The sequence below is a fragment of the Pseudotabrizicola sp. L79 genome (assembly GCF_036553525.1).
Taxonomy (GTDB): domain Bacteria; phylum Pseudomonadota; class Alphaproteobacteria; order Rhodobacterales; family Rhodobacteraceae; genus Pseudotabrizicola.
In genome coordinates, this window is record NZ_JAZHDA010000040.1 from 166,718 (window position 1) to 185,136 (window position 18,419).

General features: G+C 59.3%; 21 protein-coding genes. 17 read left to right on the forward strand and 4 right to left on the reverse strand.

The window, feature by feature from the left end:
* Window positions 1–105 precede the first annotated feature (105 nt).
* Window positions 106–1,356 (forward strand): PP2C family protein-serine/threonine phosphatase, encoded by a 1,251-nt coding sequence (locus V3C85_RS02110; RefSeq protein ID WP_331793422.1) that lies wholly within the window; start codon window positions 106–108, stop codon window positions 1,354–1,356.
* Here the strand turns inward: V3C85_RS02110 and V3C85_RS02115 are convergent.
* Window positions 1,341–1,787: an NUDIX hydrolase gene (locus V3C85_RS02115; RefSeq protein ID WP_331793423.1), complete on the reverse strand. Its 447-nt coding sequence runs from the start codon at window positions 1,785–1,787 to the stop codon at window positions 1,341–1,343. The two genes, V3C85_RS02110 and V3C85_RS02115, sit on opposite strands and share 16 nt — an antisense overlap.
* A gap of 78 nt (window positions 1,788–1,865) precedes the next feature.
* Between V3C85_RS02115 and hslO the strand changes: the two genes are divergently transcribed.
* The 8 genes from hslO (at window position 1,866) to V3C85_RS02155 (ending at window position 11,044) form a co-directional block, all read left to right on the forward strand.
* A complete protein-coding gene (gene hslO, locus V3C85_RS02120) occupies window positions 1,866–2,852 on the forward strand; it encodes an Hsp33 family molecular chaperone HslO (protein WP_331793424.1) in 987 nt (328 codons plus the stop codon).
* The gene (locus V3C85_RS02125; RefSeq protein WP_331793425.1) at window positions 2,845–3,438 is read left to right on the forward strand and encodes a CoA pyrophosphatase; all 594 of its coding nucleotides are present in this window, start codon (window positions 2,845–2,847) and stop codon (window positions 3,436–3,438) included. Before hslO ends, V3C85_RS02125 begins: the two co-directional genes overlap by 8 nt.
* Complete coding sequence (locus V3C85_RS02130) at window positions 3,435–4,574, forward strand: CCA tRNA nucleotidyltransferase (RefSeq protein WP_331793426.1); 1,140 nt, start codon at window positions 3,435–3,437, stop codon at window positions 4,572–4,574. The genes V3C85_RS02125 and V3C85_RS02130 overlap by 4 nt, the downstream gene beginning before the upstream one ends.
* A gap of 160 nt (window positions 4,575–4,734) precedes the next feature.
* Window positions 4,735–6,579, forward strand: a complete 1,845-nt coding sequence (locus V3C85_RS02135; protein ID WP_331793427.1) for an ABC transporter ATP-binding protein — start codon at window positions 4,735–4,737, stop codon at window positions 6,577–6,579.
* Complete coding sequence (locus tag V3C85_RS02140) at window positions 6,576–8,426, forward strand: ABC transporter ATP-binding protein (RefSeq protein WP_331793428.1); 1,851 nt, start codon at window positions 6,576–6,578, stop codon at window positions 8,424–8,426. Before V3C85_RS02135 ends, V3C85_RS02140 begins: the two co-directional genes overlap by 4 nt.
* A complete protein-coding gene (locus tag V3C85_RS02145) occupies window positions 8,423–9,658 on the forward strand; it encodes a class I SAM-dependent RNA methyltransferase (protein ID WP_331793429.1) in 1,236 nt (411 codons plus the stop codon). Before V3C85_RS02140 ends, V3C85_RS02145 begins: the two co-directional genes overlap by 4 nt.
* 29 nt (window positions 9,659–9,687) lie before the next feature.
* Window positions 9,688–10,476 (forward strand): ion transporter, encoded by a 789-nt coding sequence (locus V3C85_RS02150; RefSeq protein ID WP_331793536.1) that lies wholly within the window; start codon window positions 9,688–9,690, stop codon window positions 10,474–10,476.
* A gap of 70 nt (window positions 10,477–10,546) precedes the next feature.
* A complete protein-coding gene (locus tag V3C85_RS02155) occupies window positions 10,547–11,044 on the forward strand; it encodes a L,D-transpeptidase family protein (protein ID WP_331793430.1) in 498 nt (165 codons plus the stop codon).
* A 13-nt stretch (window positions 11,045–11,057) separates the two neighbouring features.
* On the opposite strand, the gene V3C85_RS02160 is transcribed toward V3C85_RS02155, so the two are convergent.
* Window positions 11,058–11,570 (reverse strand): CAP domain-containing protein, encoded by a 513-nt coding sequence (locus tag V3C85_RS02160; protein WP_331793431.1) that lies wholly within the window; start codon window positions 11,568–11,570, stop codon window positions 11,058–11,060.
* A gap of 176 nt (window positions 11,571–11,746) precedes the next feature.
* Here V3C85_RS02160 and V3C85_RS02165 point away from each other — a divergent pair, with 176 nt between their 5' ends.
* Window positions 11,747–12,328 (forward strand): L,D-transpeptidase, encoded by a 582-nt coding sequence (locus V3C85_RS02165; protein WP_331793432.1) that lies wholly within the window; start codon window positions 11,747–11,749, stop codon window positions 12,326–12,328.
* 146 nt (window positions 12,329–12,474) lie between these two features.
* Window positions 12,475–12,651, forward strand: coding sequence for a hypothetical protein (locus V3C85_RS02170; protein WP_331793433.1), 177 nt, complete (start codon window positions 12,475–12,477; stop codon window positions 12,649–12,651).
* Between the two features lie 78 nt (window positions 12,652–12,729).
* Here the strand turns inward: V3C85_RS02170 and hemH are convergent, their stop codons facing one another.
* Both hemH and V3C85_RS02180 read right to left on the reverse strand, forming a co-directional pair.
* Window positions 12,730–13,809, reverse strand: coding sequence for a ferrochelatase (hemH, locus tag V3C85_RS02175; RefSeq protein ID WP_331793434.1), 1,080 nt, complete (start codon window positions 13,807–13,809; stop codon window positions 12,730–12,732).
* A 56-nt stretch (window positions 13,810–13,865) separates the two neighbouring features.
* On the reverse strand, window positions 13,866–14,684 hold the full coding sequence (locus tag V3C85_RS02180) for an SAM-dependent methyltransferase (RefSeq protein WP_331793435.1): 819 nt from the start codon (window positions 14,682–14,684) through the stop codon (window positions 13,866–13,868).
* Window positions 14,685–14,708: 24 nt separating this feature from the next.
* Here V3C85_RS02180 and V3C85_RS02185 point away from each other — a divergent pair, with 24 nt between their 5' ends.
* Genes V3C85_RS02185 through V3C85_RS02210 form a run of 6 tightly spaced genes read left to right on the forward strand, consistent with a single transcriptional unit; the run spans window position 14,709 to window position 18,405 of the window.
* Window positions 14,709–15,431: a ComF family protein gene (locus V3C85_RS02185; RefSeq protein WP_331793436.1), complete on the forward strand. Its 723-nt coding sequence runs from the start codon at window positions 14,709–14,711 to the stop codon at window positions 15,429–15,431.
* Between the two features lie 45 nt (window positions 15,432–15,476).
* Window positions 15,477–15,734, forward strand: coding sequence for a glutaredoxin 3 (gene grxC / locus V3C85_RS02190; RefSeq protein ID WP_331793437.1), 258 nt, complete (start codon window positions 15,477–15,479; stop codon window positions 15,732–15,734).
* Complete coding sequence (locus tag V3C85_RS02195) at window positions 15,734–16,564, forward strand: carbon-nitrogen hydrolase family protein (RefSeq protein ID WP_331793438.1); 831 nt, start codon at window positions 15,734–15,736, stop codon at window positions 16,562–16,564. Before grxC ends, V3C85_RS02195 begins: the two co-directional genes overlap by 1 nt.
* On the forward strand, window positions 16,561–17,004 hold the full coding sequence (locus tag V3C85_RS02200; RefSeq protein ID WP_331793439.1) for a MarR family winged helix-turn-helix transcriptional regulator: 444 nt from the start codon (window positions 16,561–16,563) through the stop codon (window positions 17,002–17,004). Before V3C85_RS02195 ends, V3C85_RS02200 begins: the two co-directional genes overlap by 4 nt.
* Window positions 16,997–17,803 carry a sugar nucleotide-binding protein gene (locus V3C85_RS02205; RefSeq protein WP_331793440.1) on the forward strand — a complete coding sequence of 269 codons (807 nt, stop codon included), beginning with the start codon at window positions 16,997–16,999 and terminating at the stop codon, window positions 17,801–17,803. Before V3C85_RS02200 ends, V3C85_RS02205 begins: the two co-directional genes overlap by 8 nt.
* Entirely contained in the window at window positions 17,800–18,405 is a 606-nt protein-coding gene (locus V3C85_RS02210) for a sugar transferase (protein ID WP_331793441.1), read from the forward strand. Before V3C85_RS02205 ends, V3C85_RS02210 begins: the two co-directional genes overlap by 4 nt.
* Window positions 18,406–18,419: the final 14 nt, after the last annotated feature.

An 18,419-nucleotide genomic window follows, 5' to 3' on the forward strand; every position in this document is an offset into this window, starting at 1 on the left:
CGGGTCTGCGGCAAATGAAGACAATTCTCTTTTTGAGACTTCGTGAAGATTTTGGGTGTTCAGTGCAGCAGGAAACAGAAAGACCGCCCCATGCCACCACCTGCTATGGAGACCCTTCAGGCTGAACCGACCAATCGTTCTGAGTTGTCGCTGCTTGTGGTGGATGACAGCCGTGCCCAAAGGCGCATGCTATCTGTATTGCTGGGCCGCTGGGGGTATCGTGTTACCGAGGCTGCTTCCGGGGAGGAGGCTTTGGACGCCTGCGCGCGTGAAAAGTTTGATATCATTCTGTCTGATTGGATGATGGACGGGATTTCAGGTCTGGAGTTTTGTAACCGATTGCGCCGGATGGCGGGGGATACCTATTCCTATTTCATCTTGCTGACCTCCAAATCTGAAAAGGCAGAAATTGCCGATGGGCTAGAGGCGGGGGCAGATGATTTTCTGACCAAGCCGGTTGCCCCGGGTGAATTGCGGGCCCGATTGCGAGCAGGAGAGCGGATCATCGGCATGCAGGCCGAGTTGCTGGAAAAAAACCGGCTGCTTGGATCCACGCTGACAGAGTTGCAGCGCGTGCACGACGCGTTGGACCGTGATTTGTTGCAGGCTAGGGCCGTGCAGCAAACCTTTATGCGAGAGAGGCGCGCCTCGGTTCCGGGGGGGGATGTGTCGATCCTGTTCCAGTCTTCGGGCCATGTTGGGGGGGATTTGGTCGGCTGGTTTCGAATCAACACCAACTCGGTCATCCTGTATTCGATTGATGTTTCCGGGCATGGGGTGGCCTCTGCCATGCTGTCAGCCCGGCTTGCGGGGCTGTTGTCGGGCGCCGCGCCCGAGCGGAATGCAGCCATCGTGATGTCCAGCCATGCCCGGCGCGAAACCTGGGCGCCCGAGGATGTTGCGCAACGGTTCAATCGCCTCATTCTTGATGAGCTGAAGGTCGATCAATACATGACCATGGTCTATGTTCAGATAGACCTTTTGACCGGCAAGGGTCGGTTGGTGCAGGCGGGCCATCCCCACCCTGTCATCTTGCGCCGCGATGGTGGGTTTGATCGGCTGGGCCAGGGCGGGTTGCCGGTTGGTCTGCTGGAGGAGGCGAGCTTTACGGGCGAAAACTTTGTTCTGCTGCCGGGGGATCGGTTGTTTCTGATGACAGATGGCATCACGGAATGCCCCGACCCTGCGGGTGAGGAGCTGGGCGAAGACGGGTTATTGGCCATGTTGACCAGGCACCGTGCCATGCCCAGTGGCAGATTGCTTGAGGCATTGGTGTGGGACCTGGCCAAATATCTTGGGTCGGATGAATTTCCCGATGACGTGTCTGGCCTGATCTTTGATTACAACGGCATCTGACCCATGGCCTTGCGCAAGAATGCTTTATCCCCGTCATTGCCCAACAGGTGTTGGCCCAGGCTGGCGGGCATCCAGATCGCGCTATGGCCGGGTTCGGTGGGCGCCATGATCTGGCGGACGGGTTGGGCCAGATAAATGGTGCAGATCTTTTCGGCCCATTTGTCGTATTCGGGCATATAGGTAAACCGCCGAAACGCCCCTAGCCGCCGGTCAATGCGGATGCGCCAACCGGTTTCTTCCAACACCTCTCGGTGCAGGGCGGCAATCGGGTGTTCGCCGCGGTCAATGCCCCCACCGGGAAGCTGGAATTCCGGTGTCGGGTCTGCCTGATGCGTTGCCAGAAGGCTTGATCCTTGCAGGATGACAGCGTAAACGCCCGGCCTTGGCCGATAGGTTTGCCCCCGCTTTACCGACTCTCCATACCGACGCATATGCCCTGCCCCTTGGTCCTGAGGTTGTTCTGACTATATTGGCACGGTATGCCAACACTGGCTTTCGAAGGAAATCCCATGATGTCCGGTTCTAATATCGCCTGGGACGACACCGTCCTGCCCTTTCAACTTGACCGTTCAGATATTCGCGGGCGGGTCGCACGGCTTGACGGTGTGCTTGAGCAAGTCTTGAAGCAGCACAGCTATCCACCGCAGATAGAGGCGCTGGTGGCCGAGATGGCGTTGTTGACCGCGCTGATCGGGCAAAGCATCAAGCTGCGCTGGAAGTTAAGCCTGCAAGTGCGGGGCAAAGGGGCGGCTCGGTTGATTGCAACCGACTATTACGGCCCCACCGAAGATGGCGCGCCGGCGCGTATTCGCGCCTATGCCAGCTATGATGCCGACAGGCTTGACGGTTCTGCCCCAGCCTTTAGCCAGATCGGTGAAGGGTATTTTGCCGTTATGCTGGATCAGGGTCAGGATATGCTGCCGTATCAAGGCTTCACCCCCATCACGGGTGGATCGCTTTCTGCCTGTGCAGAGACGTATTTTGCGCAATCTGAACAGATCCCCACCCGTTTCGCGCTGACCTTTGGCCAAAGCGCCGAGCCGGGGCGCGGCACGCATTGGCGGGGCGGTGGTGTGATGTTGCAGCACATGCCGGGCGCCGGCATGGGCGTTGCGGCCGAGGTAGGGTCGGGCGAAGGCGGGCTGCTGAGCCATATCGACATCCTGTCAGGGGCCGAAGGTGAAAACTGGACCCGCGCCAATGTTTTGCTGGATACGGTTGAGGAAATGGAGCTGATCGGGCCGCAGGTGACCCCGGCAGATCTGTTGGTGCGCCTGTTCCACGAAGAAGGGCCGCGCGTCTTTGATGCCCAGTCGGTTCGGTTTGGCTGCTCTTGTTCTGAAGAAAAAGTGCGCAACACGATGTCGATCTATTCGCAGAAAGACATCTCAAAAATGCTGGCTGACAATGGCATGGTAACAGCCGATTGCCAGTTCTGCGGTGCGCATTACGAATTGGAACCCACGACACTAGGGTTCGAGGCCAAGAATGACTGACCTGAATCGCCTGCTGGACGCGCTAAAGCGCCCGGCGGGCGGTTCGTCAGACTTTGATCTGAATCCCGGAATCACCTTGCCGCCAGATCGCAGGTTGCGCCCCGCGGCCGTTTTGCTGGCGATTTGGGACCGCCCCGAGGGGCAAAGGCTTATCCTGACCAAGCGATCCTCGCATCTAAAACACCACCCGGGCCAGATTGCCTTTCCAGGTGGCAAGGTTGATGCGGGCGATGCCTCGGCCACGGCGGCGGCCCTGCGTGAGGCGCAGGAAGAGGTGGGTCTGCGATCTGAACGGGTGCAGGTTCTGGGCAGTCTGCCAACCCATGAAACCGTTACATCCTTTTCAATCACCCCTATTTTGGGCCTTGTCAGAGACGATTTCACCCCAGAACCCGAGGCAGGAGAGGTGGACGAGGTGTTCACAGTGCCTTTGGCGCATGTGTTGAACCCGGATCGTTTTGTTGTCGAGCGGCGTCGTTGGCTGGGTCAGTGGCGCAGCTATTATGCCGTGCCCTATGGCCCCTATTATATCTGGGGGGCAACGGCGCGCATTTTGCGGGGGTTGGCTGAAAGGGTTGGTCGATGAAGATCACGGGCGATTGGCTGACTCATCCCGGTGTGGTGGGTCTGTGCACGGCGTTAGAGGATGCAGGGCATCAGGCCCTGTTTGTGGGTGGTTGCGTGCGCAATGCCCTGATGGGACGCGCCGTGAACGACATTGATCTTTCGACTGATGCTTTGCCCGAAACAGTCACTAACATTGCAAAAAACGCAGGTTTCAAGGTGGTGCCGACAGGGATCGACCATGGAACGGTGACGGTGATTGCCCAAGGACTTCCGATTGAGGTGACAACCTTTCGGCGTGACGTTGAAACCAACGGTCGGCACGCCGTGGTGGCATTTTCACCCAAGATAGAGGAGGATGCAGCGCGGCGGGATTTCACGATGAACGCCCTTTATGCTGATGTCCGGGGCTTGGTGATTGATCCCTTGGGCGGGCTGCCCGACCTGTTGGCGCATCGCGTGCGTTTTGTGGGTGATGCCGATGCCCGTATTCGCGAAGACTATCTGCGCATCCTGCGGTTCTTTCGGTTTCACGCGCATTATGGCGATATGGCGGAAGGGTTCGATCCCGAGGGCTTGGCCGCCTGTGCGGCACATTCTGCTGGATTAGAGACGCTTTCCAAGGAAAGGGTCGGGTCAGAGATGCGCAAATTGCTGGCCGCCCCCGACCCGGTTCCAGCAGTTGCAGCGATGGCGATGGCGGGGGTGTTGGCGGTTGTTCTGCCGGGGGCCGATGTGCGGGGGCTTGGCCCCTTTGTTCATCTGGCTGCGCTTGCGGGGGCAGCGCCCGACCCGATTGCACGGCTGGCCAGTCTGGGCGGGGTTAACCCGGCCGAGGCATTGCGGCTGAGCCGGGCCGAAGGGCGCAGGCTTGCCGCTCTTCGGGCTGCGATTGGCTCGCCGATGTCGGCGGCTGAATTGGGCTATCGGCTGGGGGCTACAGACGGGTTGAATGCCTTGGTACTGCGGGCTGCGCTGTTTGAGCAACCGGTTTCGGGCCAAGCCGACGTAACCCGTGGGGCTGCTGCTGTCTTTCCGGTCAAGGCGGCTGATCTGTCTGCCCTGCAAGGGGCCGAGTTGGGCCGTGCCCTGCGTCAGATCGAGGCGCGGTGGATTGCGTCTGATTTTCGGCTGCCAAAGGCCGAACTGCTCAGGTGACATTTCGGCCAGAACCGGCTAAGCGATACAGGCAACTGGAAGGAGCGCTTCATGGACGACGGAACCCCGCGACCCCTGATCTGACAGGCCGGTTCCGTTTTGGCGGCCTGACCGCACCCCATGATTGACCTTGCCGCCCCGTATTTGAAAGGCGCTTTCCATGTTCCGTTTTTTCGAAACGCTGGTTGACCCCTATCAGCCCTATGTCCCATCAGACACGCCGCCGCGCAAATTGTGGCCGTTTCTAAAGGAATACATCATCCCCTTCCGCCGGGTTTTCGCCGCGACGGGGGCGCTGTCGGTTGTGTCGGCTTTCGCAGATGTGGCGCTGATCTGGTATGTCGGGCGGCTGGTTGATCTTTTGGCGCAAAACGGGCCGCAACAGGCCTGGGCGCTGTATGGGACGGAAATCCTGCTGGTTGCAGCGGCCATTCTGATTTTGCGGCCCATCTTGCTGGTGGCGAATGTGGCGCTGCTGCACAATACGATCTTGCCGAATTTTGGCACCATGATCCGGTGGCGCGCCCATGCCCATGTGATCCGCCAGCCCGTAGGTTGGTTCGAAAGCGATTTTGCTGGGCGGATCGCCAATCGCATCATGCAAACGCCGCCCGCTGCGGGGGATGCGGTGTTTCAGACCTTTGATGCCATGGCTTTTGCCAGCGTCACGGTGGTGGGGGCCGGCATCATGCTGGCCGAGGCGGATGCGCGGCTGTTGGTGCCGCTGGTTCTGTGGTTCGCGCTGTATGCCTATCTGGTGAAATGGACGGTTCAGCGCGCCGGGCCTGCGTCGAAGGCTGCCTCTGATGCCCGGTCGGCTGTGACGGCGCGGGTGGTGGATGCCTATTCCAACATTCATTCGGTCAAGCTGTTTGCGCATCACGATCAAGAGTTGGCCTATGCCAAGGAATCGATCGAAAATGCGCGTCAGACCTTTGCCCGGGAAATGCGGATCGTGACCAAGATGGATCTGGCGCTGACCGTGCTGAACGGGGCGCTGATCGTGTCTGTAACCGGCTGGGCACTTTGGCTGTGGTATCACGGCCAGGCCAGCCTTGGCACGGTGGCAGCGGCGACGGCTTTGGTGTTGCGGCTGAACAACATGACCTATTGGATCATGTGGGCCTTTACATCTTTGGTGCAGGCCCTTGGTGTGGTGCAAGAGGGGATGGAGACCATCACCCATCCTATCGCGCTGGTCGATGCCAAGGATGCGAAGCCGCTGGAATTTGCATCTGGCAAGATCGAGATCAAGGCCATCAGCCACCATTATGGCCGTGGCTCGGGCGGGCTGCAAAGCCTTTCGCTGACGGTGCGGCCGGGGGAAAAGATTGGGGTCGTTGGGCGGTCTGGCGCGGGGAAATCGACCCTCGTCAAGCTGTTGCTGCGGTTCTATGATACCGAAGCCGGGCAAATTCTGATCGACGGTCAGGATATTGCCGGTGTCAGCCAAGACAGCCTGCGCCGCCAGATTGGCATGGTGCAGCAAGACAGCTCGCTTTTGCATCGCTCGGTGCGCGACAATATTCTGTATGGCCGCCCCGGTGCGACCGAGGCCGAGATGATTGCCGCCGCCAAAAAGGCAGATGCGCATGATTTCATCCTGACGTTGGAAGACCCCGAAGGCCGCAAGGGCTATGACGCCCATGTGGGCGAACGGGGTGTCAAACTGTCGGGCGGGCAGCGGCAGCGGGTGGCCATCGCGCGCGTGATCTTGAAAGACGCCCCGATCCTTATCCTGGATGAGGCGACAAGCGCGCTGGACAGTGAGGCCGAGGCCGCCATTCAAGACGCGCTTTACGGCGTGATGCAGGGCAAGACGGTAATTGCCATTGCGCACCGGCTGTCAACGCTGGCTGCGATGGACAGGATTGTGGTTCTGGAAGACGGCAGAGTGGCGGAAGAGGGAACTCATGGCGCGCTTTTGGCGTTGAACGGACTATATGCCCGTTTCTGGGCCCGACAGTCGGGCGGGTTCATTGGGCTTGAGGAGACGGCGACGTGAAGGTTCTGACACGGCTTGGCGATGCAATTGATGCTTTCCGCCCTGCGGACGGCGCACCGCCACAAAGCCTTGGGGCCTTTATGCGCTGGTGCCTTAAGGGGTCTTGGCCGATGCTGATCGTGGCGGGGGCGCTGTCGTCCTTGGCCGGGGCGACCGAGGTGGTCAGCGCGCTGATCCTTGGATGGGTGATTGACGCCGCGGTTGCCTCGGGGCCATCGACGTTTTTCGCGGATCATTGGACGCTGATCATCTGGTTCATCGTCTTTTACATGCTGTTGCGTCCACTGGCCTTTGGTGTGTCGTCGGCATCGAACTCTATCATCATTGGCCCGAATGTGATGCCCTTGGTGCTTAGCCGGCTGCACCGTTGGACCTTGGGTCAGGCCGTTACGTTTTTCGACAATGATTTCGCGGGCCGTATTGCGCAAAAGCAGATGCAGGCCGCGCGGGCCGTGACGGATGTGGCGACCGAAGTGATCAACACGGTGTGTTTCGCCTTGGCCAGCGTCATCGGTTCGGCTGTATTCCTGATTGCGATTGATTATCGCGTGGCTTTGGCCTTGGCGGTCTGGTTGGTGGCCTATATCGCGCTGATCCGGTTTTTTATGCCGCGGGTTCGCATAAACTCTGCGGCACGGGCCAGTTCGCGGGCGATGGTGACCGGGCAGGTGGTGGATACGATCACCAATATTAAGACCGTCAAGTTGTTTGCCCATGCCGCCTTTGAGGACCGAGTGGCCCTGAAGGCGATGGAGGTGTTTCGCGAGAAAAGCCTTGAATTTGGGGTGATCTCGACATGGTTCCGCCTGTCACTGATGACTTTGGCGGGTGTTTTGCCTGTTCTGTTGATCGGTGGCACGGTTCTTCTGTGGCAAGAGGGGCAGGCAACAGCGGGGGCGATTGCTGCCGCGGGTGCGATTGCGATGCGGATTGCCCAGATGTCAGGCTGGGTCAGCTTTACGCTGATGTCGATCTATACGTCGGTTGGCGAAGTAGAGGATGGGATGCGCACGCTGTCGGCCCCCCATCAGCTGGCCGATGTCACCACCGCCGTGGATTTGCCCAAGGTGGCCGGTGAGATTGTGTTTGACGATGCCAGCTTTGCCTATGGGCGCCGCCGGGGTGGCGTGGTTGATCTGGATCTGACCATTCACGCGGGCGAGAAATTGGGCATTGTCGGTGCCTCGGGCGCGGGGAAATCCACGCTCGTGGCCCTGCTTTTGCGGCTTTATGATTGCGAAAAGGGCCGGGTTCTTGTCGATGGGCGCGATGTGCGCCAGGTCACGCAAGAAAGCCTGCGCGGCCAGATTGGCATGGTCACGCAGGAAACGGCGATGTTCAACCGCAGTGCCCGTGACAACATCGCCTATGGCCGCCCCGAAGCGACCGAGGATGAGATCATTGCCGCAGCCAAGGCAGCAGAGGCGCATGAATTCATTGCCCAGATGGTCGATCATACCGGGCGCAAGGGCTATGACGCGTTTCTGGGTGAACGTGGGGTCAAGCTGTCGGGGGGGCAGCGCCAGCGCATTGCCCTGGCCCGAGCATTCTTGAAAGATGCGCCTATTCTGGTGCTGGATGAGGCGACATCTGCGCTGGATTCTGAGGTTGAGGCCAATATTCAAGAGGCTTTGGGGCGCGTGATGCAGGGCAAGACCGTGCTGGCCATTGCGCACCGCCTTTCAACCATCGCGGCGATGGATCGGATTGTGGTGCTTGACGACGGGCGGATTGTCGAAGAAGGCACGCATGACGCCTTGCTTGAAAAGGGCGGCCTTTATGCCCGCTACTGGAACCGCCAGTCTGGCGGGTTTATCGGGGCGGATGAAAAGGAAGCGGCAGAGTGAAGCTGACAATCGAACGGCTGGGCCATTTGGGGGATGCAATCGCCCAAGGGCCCGAGGGGCCGATTTTCATTCCCGGCATGTTGCCAGGCGAAGAGGTTGAGGGCACCCTGGCGGGTGGTCGCCTGACCGATGTTCGGATTCTGACCCCCAGTGTCATGCGGGTCAAACCGCCCTGCCCCCATGCCAAAAGCTGTGGGGGTTGCCTGATGCAGCACGCAGCCGATGACTTTGTGGCCGAGTGGAAGCTGGGCATTGTGCGGGGCGCCTTGGCCGGGCAGGGCCTTGATGCGCCGGTTCGGGGCATCAAGGCCTCTCCCCCGCAAAGTCGGCGGCGCGCTACTTTGGCGGCCCGGCGAACCAAATCGGGCGCGCTAATCGGGTTTCATGCGCGCGGGTCTGATGTCATCATCCCGGTGCCGAACTGCCAGTTGCTGCATCCCGATCTGATGGCGGCGCTTCCGGGGCTAGAGGCCTTGGTCAAGATTGGTGGGTCACGCACGCAAGAGTTGACGTGCACTGTCACACGGTCGGCGGCTGGCCCTGATGTGGTTGTGATGGGCGGCAAGCCGCTGGATGGCCAGCTGCAGCTGGAGCTGGCGCGCGTGGTCGAAGCGCATGGGATTGCGCGTTTGACCTGGGGTGACGAAGTTGTGGCCCTGCGCGCCAATCCGGTGCAACGGATGGGGCCCTCGACGGTTGTGCCGCCGCCCGGTGCCTTCTTGCAGGCGACGGAACATGGCGAGACCAGCCTGTTGGCCGCAGTGTCCGAGGCTTTGGGGCCACAAAAGCGGATTGTCGATCTGTTTGCTGGCTGTGGCACCTTTGCCCTGCCTTTGGCCCAAGAGGCCGAAGTGCATGCCGTAGAGGGTGACAGCGCAATGACCGGTGCGCTGGACAAGGCCGCACGGCAGGCGAGCGGGTTGAAAAAGGTGACGGTCGAGGCGCGGGATCTGTTCCGCCGCCCGTTGGAACCTGATGAGTTCAAATCCGTGACGGGCGTGGTGATTGACCCGCCCCGTGCGGGTGCCGAGGCGCAGATGGGCCCCTTGGTGCAATCGGGCGTGCCCGTGATCGCCATGGTGTCTTGTAACCCGATCACCTTTGCCCGGGATGCCAAGGTTCTGCTGGCCGGTGGCTATGTGTTGGACTGGATACAGGTCGTTGATCAGTTTCGCTGGTCTTCGCATGTGGAACTTGTTGGGCGGTTCTCGCGGCCCCATATGCAGCGCTAACGAACAGCCGGGCACAGGGGGCAGTAATGATGCGGGCGCGGATCGAGGCGTTTCTTGGGTCGGTGCGCGTTCAGAACGCGATCATCGCGGTAATTCTGTTCAATGCGGTGATCCTTGGCCTTGAAACCTCGCCCAGCGTGATGGCGTCGGTAGGCCCGTTGATCCTGGCGTTGGATGCCGCGTGTCTGGCCGTTTTTGTCGTTGAAATCGTGCTGAAACTGTATGTTCAAGGCCTGCGGTTTTTCCGATCAGGCTGGAACATCTTTGATTTTCTGATCGTGGCCATTTCGCTGGTGCCCTTTGCGCAGGGCATGTCGGTTCTGCGCGCGCTGCGGATCTTGCGGGTGCTGCGCGTGGTGTCGGTGGCACCCAGATTGCGGCGCGTGGTCGAGGGATTTGTGACCGCGCTTCCGGGTATGGCCTCGGTCTTTCTGCTGATGGCCATCATCTTTTACATTGGCGCGGTGATCGCCACCAAGCTGTTCGCCGCCAGCTTTCCTGACTGGTTCGGCGATCTGGGCAATTCGGCCTACACGCTTTTCCAGATCATGACGCTGGAAAGCTGGTCGATGGGCATCGTGCGCCCGGTGATGGAGGCCTATCCCTATGCTTGGGCGTTTTTTGTTCCCTTCATCATGGTCACCACCTTTGCCGTCGTGAACCTGTTGGTTGGTCTGATCGTGAACTCGATGCAGGCGGCGCATTCGGAAGAAGATAATCTGAAAACGGATGCCTATCGTGATGAGGTTCTGGCGCGGCTTGGTGCGATCGAGGCGCGACTGTCGAAACTTGGCGATGACAAGTCTGTGAGTGGCTGAGGCACTTGGGCCGCTAGGCATGGCCTGCATTTTTCGCTATGCGCTTTGCCAAACAACAATGGGCAGTGGTATGCGTTTGATCCGACTGGTTCTGATGGTGGTTCTGGCCTTTGGTCTGGTGGCCTGCGGCAAGCCGTCGAAATTCAAAAGCTACAACGGCCCCGAAGTGACCTCGGTTCAGGTGCATAAGGCGGATCGCAAGATGTATCTGCTGCACCATGACAAGGTGCTGAAGAAATACGATGTGGCCCTTGGCTTTGCCCCGCAGGGGCACAAGCAGTTTGAAGGTGACGGCAAAACGCCGGAAGGCACCTATTTCATCAACCGTCGCAATCCGAACTCCGAGTTCCACCTGTCGTTGGGCATTTCTTATCCAAACGCCGCGGATCGTGAATTTGCGGAACTGAACGGGAAAAGCCCAGGTGGCGACATCTTCATCCACGGCTGGTCACGGCGACCGATCAGGCAACGTGACTGGACGGCAGGATGCATCGCGGTCAAGGACCGCGAGATTGAAACCGTCTATGCGATGATTCGTGACGGCACGCCGATTCACATCCTGCCGTAAGGCAAGCGGCCAATCAGCCGCCTGTCACCAGTGTCCACCAGATCTTGCCCGAAGGCTCTTGATACCAGGCAAAGCCCATTTCGCGGGCCGCCGGATCAAGCAGAACGTCGCGGGTATCGGGCTGCTTCATCCAGGCCGCGAGGGTCACAAGCTCTGTCTCGAAGGTTTCCGAGATCAACTCTCCCATCAGGGTGCCGGTGTAGCCCACCCGTTGCACACGCACCAAGGGCGAGGAGCCATCTGACCCGAAATGCCAAGGCCGGTTTTGCACCGACATGTCGCGTGAATGCGTGGCTGCCGCGGCGTTCAGGGCGGCGTTAAAGGCCAAGGGTTGCGCCCCACGCGACCGGCGTAGCGAATTGACCGAGTCAAGAAGCCGGAACGAGATTTCATTCTCGGTCCCCGGTTTGATCTGGTAAACCTGTGGCAGTGGCTGGCCGTCTGGGCCAACCTGAACACTTGCCGTTGTGGCGCAAGCTGAAAGAAGGGCTGTGGCACCCAAAGCAAGTACTGCACGTCTGTTCATGATGATATCCGCCTTCCAGCACGGCCGTCGTTTTGTAACTGGCTGCTTACAGAACTGACCGCGACAATTCAAACCCAACTCTGCGTGACTTTGCCCACCCACGGGTGTTTGATTTGCGCCTTTGGGGCGACAAGAGTATGCAAACCCCAAATAACGACCCGTCAAGGAGACGACAGATGAGCGTCGGAGCAAACAAGCCCTTCAACCGCCGGATTTTCATGGGCACGGCTGCAGCTGGCATCGGGGCCGGATTGCTGCCTGCCATGGCCCAGCAAACCAACGGTGGTTCTGTTCGCAACAACGTATCCAGTTTTCGGATGCTGAACTGGAATGACTACTTCACCGATACACGCAAGGGTGCGATTCTTGTTGATATCACATCGCGCGCTTTGCATTTCTGGTCAGAGGATCAGTCGATCTATCGCCTCTATCCGACATCAGTTCCCTTGTCGCAGGACTTGACCCGCCTTGGCCGGACCGAGGTTGTTCAGAAAGTGGTCGCCCCCTCGTGGCGCCCGACACCTTCGATGAAAGAGCGTAACCCGGAATGGCCGGATGTGGTTGAAGGCGGAGCGCCGGACAACCCGTTGGGAACACATGCGCTTTATCTGTCGTGGACCTATTACCGGATCCACGGCACACACGATACGCGCAAAATTGGGCGCAAATCATCCAACGGTTGTGTCGGGCTTTACAACGAACATATTCAAGAGCTGTTCGGCCTGGCCAGTGTTGGAACACAGGTGTTGCTAATTTGACGATATGCGCGCCAAGCAGTTACGGACCGCAGATGCCAGATTGCAAAAGTCTACCGAAGCTGATTATGAAGTCCTACGAGGTATAGTCTTGGGTGCATGCCGTCGCCTCTGCAATATTCGGCGGTATGCGATAACTGGAGGTTAACATGAAGAAACTTGCGCTCGCTGCCGCTCTGACGGTCGCCGCTTCCACTGCTTTCGCCGGTGGCATGGCAGAACCCGTTATGGAACCGGAAGTTGTCGAAGCTGCGACGTCGTCGTCGGCTGGTGGCATCGTTGTTCCGCTGCTGCTGCTCGTTCTGATCGCCGCTGCTGCGTCGTAATCAGACCAAAGCTTCTATTGGAAAAGACGGCAGGTTTCCCTGCCGTCTTTTTCATTTTCAGGCGGAAAAGCAAGGGGGTCAGCCGACCCACCCCGCCAGGTTTTCTTCGATCACCGCCAACAGGGCCGTGATATGGGCATCATTGTCATTCAGGCAGGGAATATAGGTAAAGGTTTCCCCGCCGGCATGTTCAAATGCCTCGCGGATTTCGCCATTGATCTCTTCCAGCGTTTCGATGCAGTCGGCTGAAAAGGCGGGTGCGATCACTGCGATGTTCTTTTTGCCCTGCTTTGCCAGCTCGGCCACATGCTCGACAGTATAGGGCTTCAGCCATTCCTCGGGCCCAAAGACCGATTGGAATGTGGTGTCGATGGCCCCTTTTTCCCAACCCAGGCGTTCCCGCAGCAAGCGCGAGGTCTTGGCGCAGTGGCAATGATAGGGGTCGCCTGACATCAGATAGCGCTTTGGCATGCCGTGATAGCTGGCAACCAAGACGTCGGGCTTCACCTCTAGCCCTGCATAGGCCTGTTCGACTGATTGCGCCAAAGCCTCGATATAAAGCGGGTGCTCGAAATATTCGGGCACTGTGCGCACGGCGGGCTGACGCTTTTCCTTCATCATTGCGCGGAAAAACTGGTCATTCGCGGTGGCCGACGTGGCGCCCGCGTAATGCGGATACAGCGGGAAGAACAAGATCTTTTCACACCCGGCCTCAACCATGGCGCGCACCTTGGAATCGGTGGATGGGTTGCCATAGCGCATGCAGAAATCAACCATGACATCAGCGCCATGACGTTCCGCAAGGCCCTGTGCGATCTTGGCGGTTTGCGCCTTGGTGATCGTCATCAAGGGGCTTTCGTTCAGATCGTGGTTCCAGATCAACTTATAATTCGCGCCGCTGCTGAACGGGCGTTTTGTCAGAATGATCAGTTGCAGCAGGGGCTGCCATTTCCAAGATGCATAGTCGATCACGCGCTTGTCTGACAAAAACTCGTTCAGATAGCGGCGCATCGACCAATAATCGTAATTGTCGGGCGTGCCCAGGTTGGCCAACAAAACCCCGATCTTGGCTTTGCGCACGGGGGGATGGTCTGCGGGGGCATGGGCGAGACGTCCCTCGCCGGGAACCACGATGTTACCGCTTTTTGCATCCAGCATTGTCTTAACCTTCCCAAGTCACAGTTACGCCCGACATATAGGCAAAGCGCATCAGGTCAACCGCTCTGATCCTTTTGGCCCAGCGGAAGTTCAGCCGTTTTCAACGCATCGGCCAGCCTTTGGCGCGCAGAACCGGGTTGCAGTGGCTTTTGTTGGCTGGCGTCGGGCGCCCAGCCTGTCAGGCAGATGATTTCGAATGTTGCCGGAATGCGGCCTTGGGAATCAGCGTATTGTGACTGATAGATCGCGGCGGCACGGGCAAAGACGGTGCGCCGCGTCGGGTGCTGCAATCGTGCTGCCAGGGCATTACCTTCTCCCATCGCTTGCAGATCATGCATCAGGTGCAGCGCGTCACGATACCGCACAGTCTTGGTAAAGCTGTCGGCCACAGGCAGGGCAAAGCCGGCGCGTTGCAACAGCGCGCCCAGATCCCGAATCTCACCCATCGGCAAAACCCGTGGCGACAGCCCCCCGGTCACATCAGCCTCGGCCTGCGCAAGGCAGGCGCGCAATTCCTGCAAGGTCTGGCCCCCAAACAGAAAGGCCATGAACAGCCCGTCGGGCCGCAGCGCGTGACGGCACTGAACCATCTGGCCCACAGGGTCATTTGCCCAATGCAAAGCCAAGGCGTGGATAATCAGATCTTGGGCGCCCGTTTGCAGGGGCAAGATTTCGTCATCGGGCAGAACATGCCCGAACTCGGCCCAGACCGATGGAAAAGGCGAGATTACGGCAGGTGCCGTAAAGGTTCTGTTAACCTCTGCCAGTCTCTCCTGCACCTCGGCATAGACCTCATCATGCAGAAAGGTCTCGGTTGCGCGGGCGCGGTTCCGGGTCAGGGCCAAACGGTCAGTCAAAAGGGGCGGCGCTTGCATGGCGCGGAACATGGAGGCGACAGCATGGGAATGCAAGCGGCGCTGCATCTGATCTATCCCCCGCAATGCATTTGCTGCGATGCACGGGTGACATCAGATTTCGGATTGTGCGGCACCTGCTGGAAAGAGACACCCTTTATCACCGGGCTGGTTTGCGATCTGTGCGGCACACCCTTGCCCGGCCAAGATCCGGGCCATCCGGTGCATTGTGACGATTGTCTGCATATCGCCCGGCCTTGGGTAAAGGGTCGCGCTGTCATGCTGTACAAAGATCGGGCGCGCGACATCGTCTTGCAGTTGAAACATGCAGACAGGGTTGATCTTGCACGGTCAGCAGGTGCATGGCTGCGCACCGCTGCTGCCGAGATGCTGGTGCCAGACACGGTTCTGGCCCCGGTTCCCCTGCATTGGACGCGGTTGCTGAAGCGGCGCTACAACCAGTCGGCGCTGCTGGCGGCTGAACTGGCGCGGCTTTCGGGCCTGCCTCATGTGCCCGACCTGCTGCGCCGGGTGCGCCGCACGGCAAGCCAGGAAGGCCGCACCAGGGATGACAGGTTTCGCAACCTGCAGGGGGCGATTGCCCTGCACCCCAGGCGGGGCGGGCTGATCACCGGTAAAACCGTGCTTTTGGTTGATGATGTGATGACCTCGGGCGCGACCCTTGCTGCGTCAGCCGAGGCTTGTCTTGCCGCAGGTGCAAAGCAGATCTGCGTTTTGGCTCTGTCGCGCGTTGCGAAGAATCCCTAAATCCTTATAGTTCCGCGCAGAAAGCGGGCCTTAAGGATATGGCAAATGAAACCGGTCGAAATCTATACAACGCCCTCTTGCCCGTATTGCCATGCCGCAAAGGGCCTGTTGCGCAAGAAAGGCGTTGATTTCAAGGAAATCGATGTCAGTGCCGACCCGAAATTGCGTATGGCGATGACGCAGCGCGCTGGTGGGCGCCGCACGGTGCCGCAGATCTTTATTGGTGACCAGCATGTGGGTGGCTGTGACGATCTGCATGCGCTTGACCACCTGAAGCAACTTGATCGCATGCTGGCGGGCTGATGCGTATCGGGTTGGTGCAGCTTACGGTTTCGGATGATCCAGCAAGCAATCTGCCGCAGACCTTGTCGTTTGTGCGTGCCGCTGCGGCGCAGGGTGCGCAGTTCGTTCTGACCCCGGAATGCACCAATGCGCTATCCTCCAGCCGGGATCACCAACGGGCAGTCTTTCATCATGAATCTGACGACCCAACGCTGCTGGCGCTAAGGGCCGAGGCGAAAGCTTTGGGGATCTGGCTTTTGGTCGGCTCTCTGGGCTTGCTGACGATGGATGCCGATGGCCGGTTTGCCAATCGCTCGTTCCTGCTGGGGCCAGATGGCACTGTTGTGGCGCGCTATGACAAGATTCACATGTTTGATGTGAATGTCTCGGAAACCGAGGTTTACCGCGAGTCGGCAGGCTATCGCCCCGGTGACAGGGCCGTTTTGGCCAAGGTCGGAGAGGCAAGCCTTGGCATGACCGTTTGCTATGATCTGCGCTTTCCGCATCTCTTCCGCCGTCTGGCCAAGGCAGGGGCGCAGATCTTGACGGTGCCGGCGGCCTTTAACCACCTGACCGGGGCCGCGCATTGGGAAGTGTTGCTGAGGGCGCGGGCGATTGAAACCGGCTGTTTTGTCTTGGCGCCGGCCCAAACAGGTTTTCACCCCGAGACCGCAGGCAAAGGCCGCCGCACGCATGGCCATTCGTTGGTTGTTGCCCCATGGGGAGAGGTTTTGTGCGACGCGGGCCAAGAACCGGGGATAGTGGTCGTCGATCTTGATCTGGCCCAGGTCCAGGCTGCACGGGCGCGGGTGCCGTCTTTGCTGCATGACCGTGAGTTTTCGGGCCCGTGATGGAAAGAACAGAAGATATCGCGATTGCGCTTTTTGGCGAATTGTTCATGGCTGATCAGCTGGCCCGGAACAGGATTTCGAAATTCCTGCCGAAAGGCATGGAGATTTCGCACTTTGGCGTGCTGAATCATCTTGCGCGCATCAATGAGGAGCGAACCCCGGCGCAATTGGCGCGGTCATTTCATGTGACGCGTGGTGCGATGACCAATACTTTGGCCAAGCTGGAATGGGCTGGGCATATCCATATCCGGCCAGATTGGGATGATGCGCGGCGAAAATTCGTGGCGATCAGCCCGGCGGGCCGTGCGGCGCGTGATGCGGCGGTGCAGTCGGTTGCGCCGCTGATCGCCGATGTGGTTCAGGCGCTTGGGGCCGAGCGGGTGCGCGCCTTGGTGCCGGTGTTGCGGGAAATGCGGATACGTCTGGAAAGCGATGGCTGAGCGCAGGCTTTTCATCACGGGTGCTGGCGGCCGCCTTGGCCGGCTTTTGCGGCATCAATGGCCCGAGTTTGACAGTGGTTTTGGCAGGCCCGTTTTCCTGTCGCGCGCAGATTGGGATATTTGTTCCAGTGCGCCCCCCGACGTGCGGCAGGGTGACCTGATCCTTGATCTGGCGGGTCAGATCCAGGGGGATGTGGCGCGCAATGCCGACCTTGCCCAAAGCGTGTCGCAAGTTGCGGCAGCGGCAGGTGCGTCCCTTGCCTATCTGTCTTCGGCGGCGGTTTATTCTGGTGGGCTGCAGAAAATGGCTGAATCTGGCCCCTGCATGCCGTTGTCGGACTATGGCCGTTCAAAGCTGATGGCCGAGGGGCGGGTGCGGCAGATCTTGCCGTCCGCCCTCGTTTTGCGATTGGGAAATGTAGCAGGTGCCGATGCGCTGCTTGGCACCTTGCGCCCCGGCGTTCCGGTGGTGCTGGACCCCGTGCCGGGACAGACCGGGGGGCCAATTCGATCCTATATCGGGCCAATCACGCTTGCGGCTGTGCTTGGATCTGTGCTGCGGCAGTTGGCGCAAGGCAAGGCTTTGCCACCGGTGCTGAATATCGCCCAGCCCAATCCGGTTGCGATGGCCGATCTGGTGACAGCCACCGACCAGGACTGGAGCTTTGGCCCGGAACGGACGGGTGTGCTGGCCAAGATGGATCTGGATACTGCGTTGCTGCAATCGGTGTGTGACGTCGCGCCCGCCACGGCACCGGGCTTGGTCGGAGAGTTGAAAATGCTAAAGGGCTGGCCATGACCTTTGCAAAGCGGATGCTGGATATCGCAATAGCCTTGGTCCTGATCGCTTTGCTGGCGATCCCTTTTGCGATCTTGGTTCTTTACCTGCTGATCCGTCAGGGGCGACCGATTTTTTATGTTTCTGAACGTATGCGCAGCCCCGATCGCGGTTTCGCCTTGTGGAAGCTGCGGACGATGCGTGTGGTTGCGCGTGACGCTGGCGTTTCAGGTGGTGACAAGGCCGACCGTGTAACCCCGATGGGCCGCCAGTTGCGGCGTTTCAGGGCCGATGAGGTGCCCCAGCTGTGGAATGTGCTGAAAGGGGATATGAGCTTTGTCGGCCCGCGCCCACCCTTGCGCCAATATGTGGAACGATTTCCTGAAATATATGAAGAAGTGTTGAAGTCACGCCCGGGAATCACCGGCCTGGCAACGCTGCATTTTCACCGCCACGAGGAATGGCTTTTGGCGCGCTGCAAGACGGCGCAGGAAACTGACGATGTTTATTGTTCGCGCTGCATTCCGCGAAAGGCGCAACTGGACCTGATCTACGCCAAAAACCGTAATATTTGCTTGGATATGCAGCTAATGCTGAAAACTGTGCAGAAAGTCGCCCATTAAAGGGGCAACGCGCA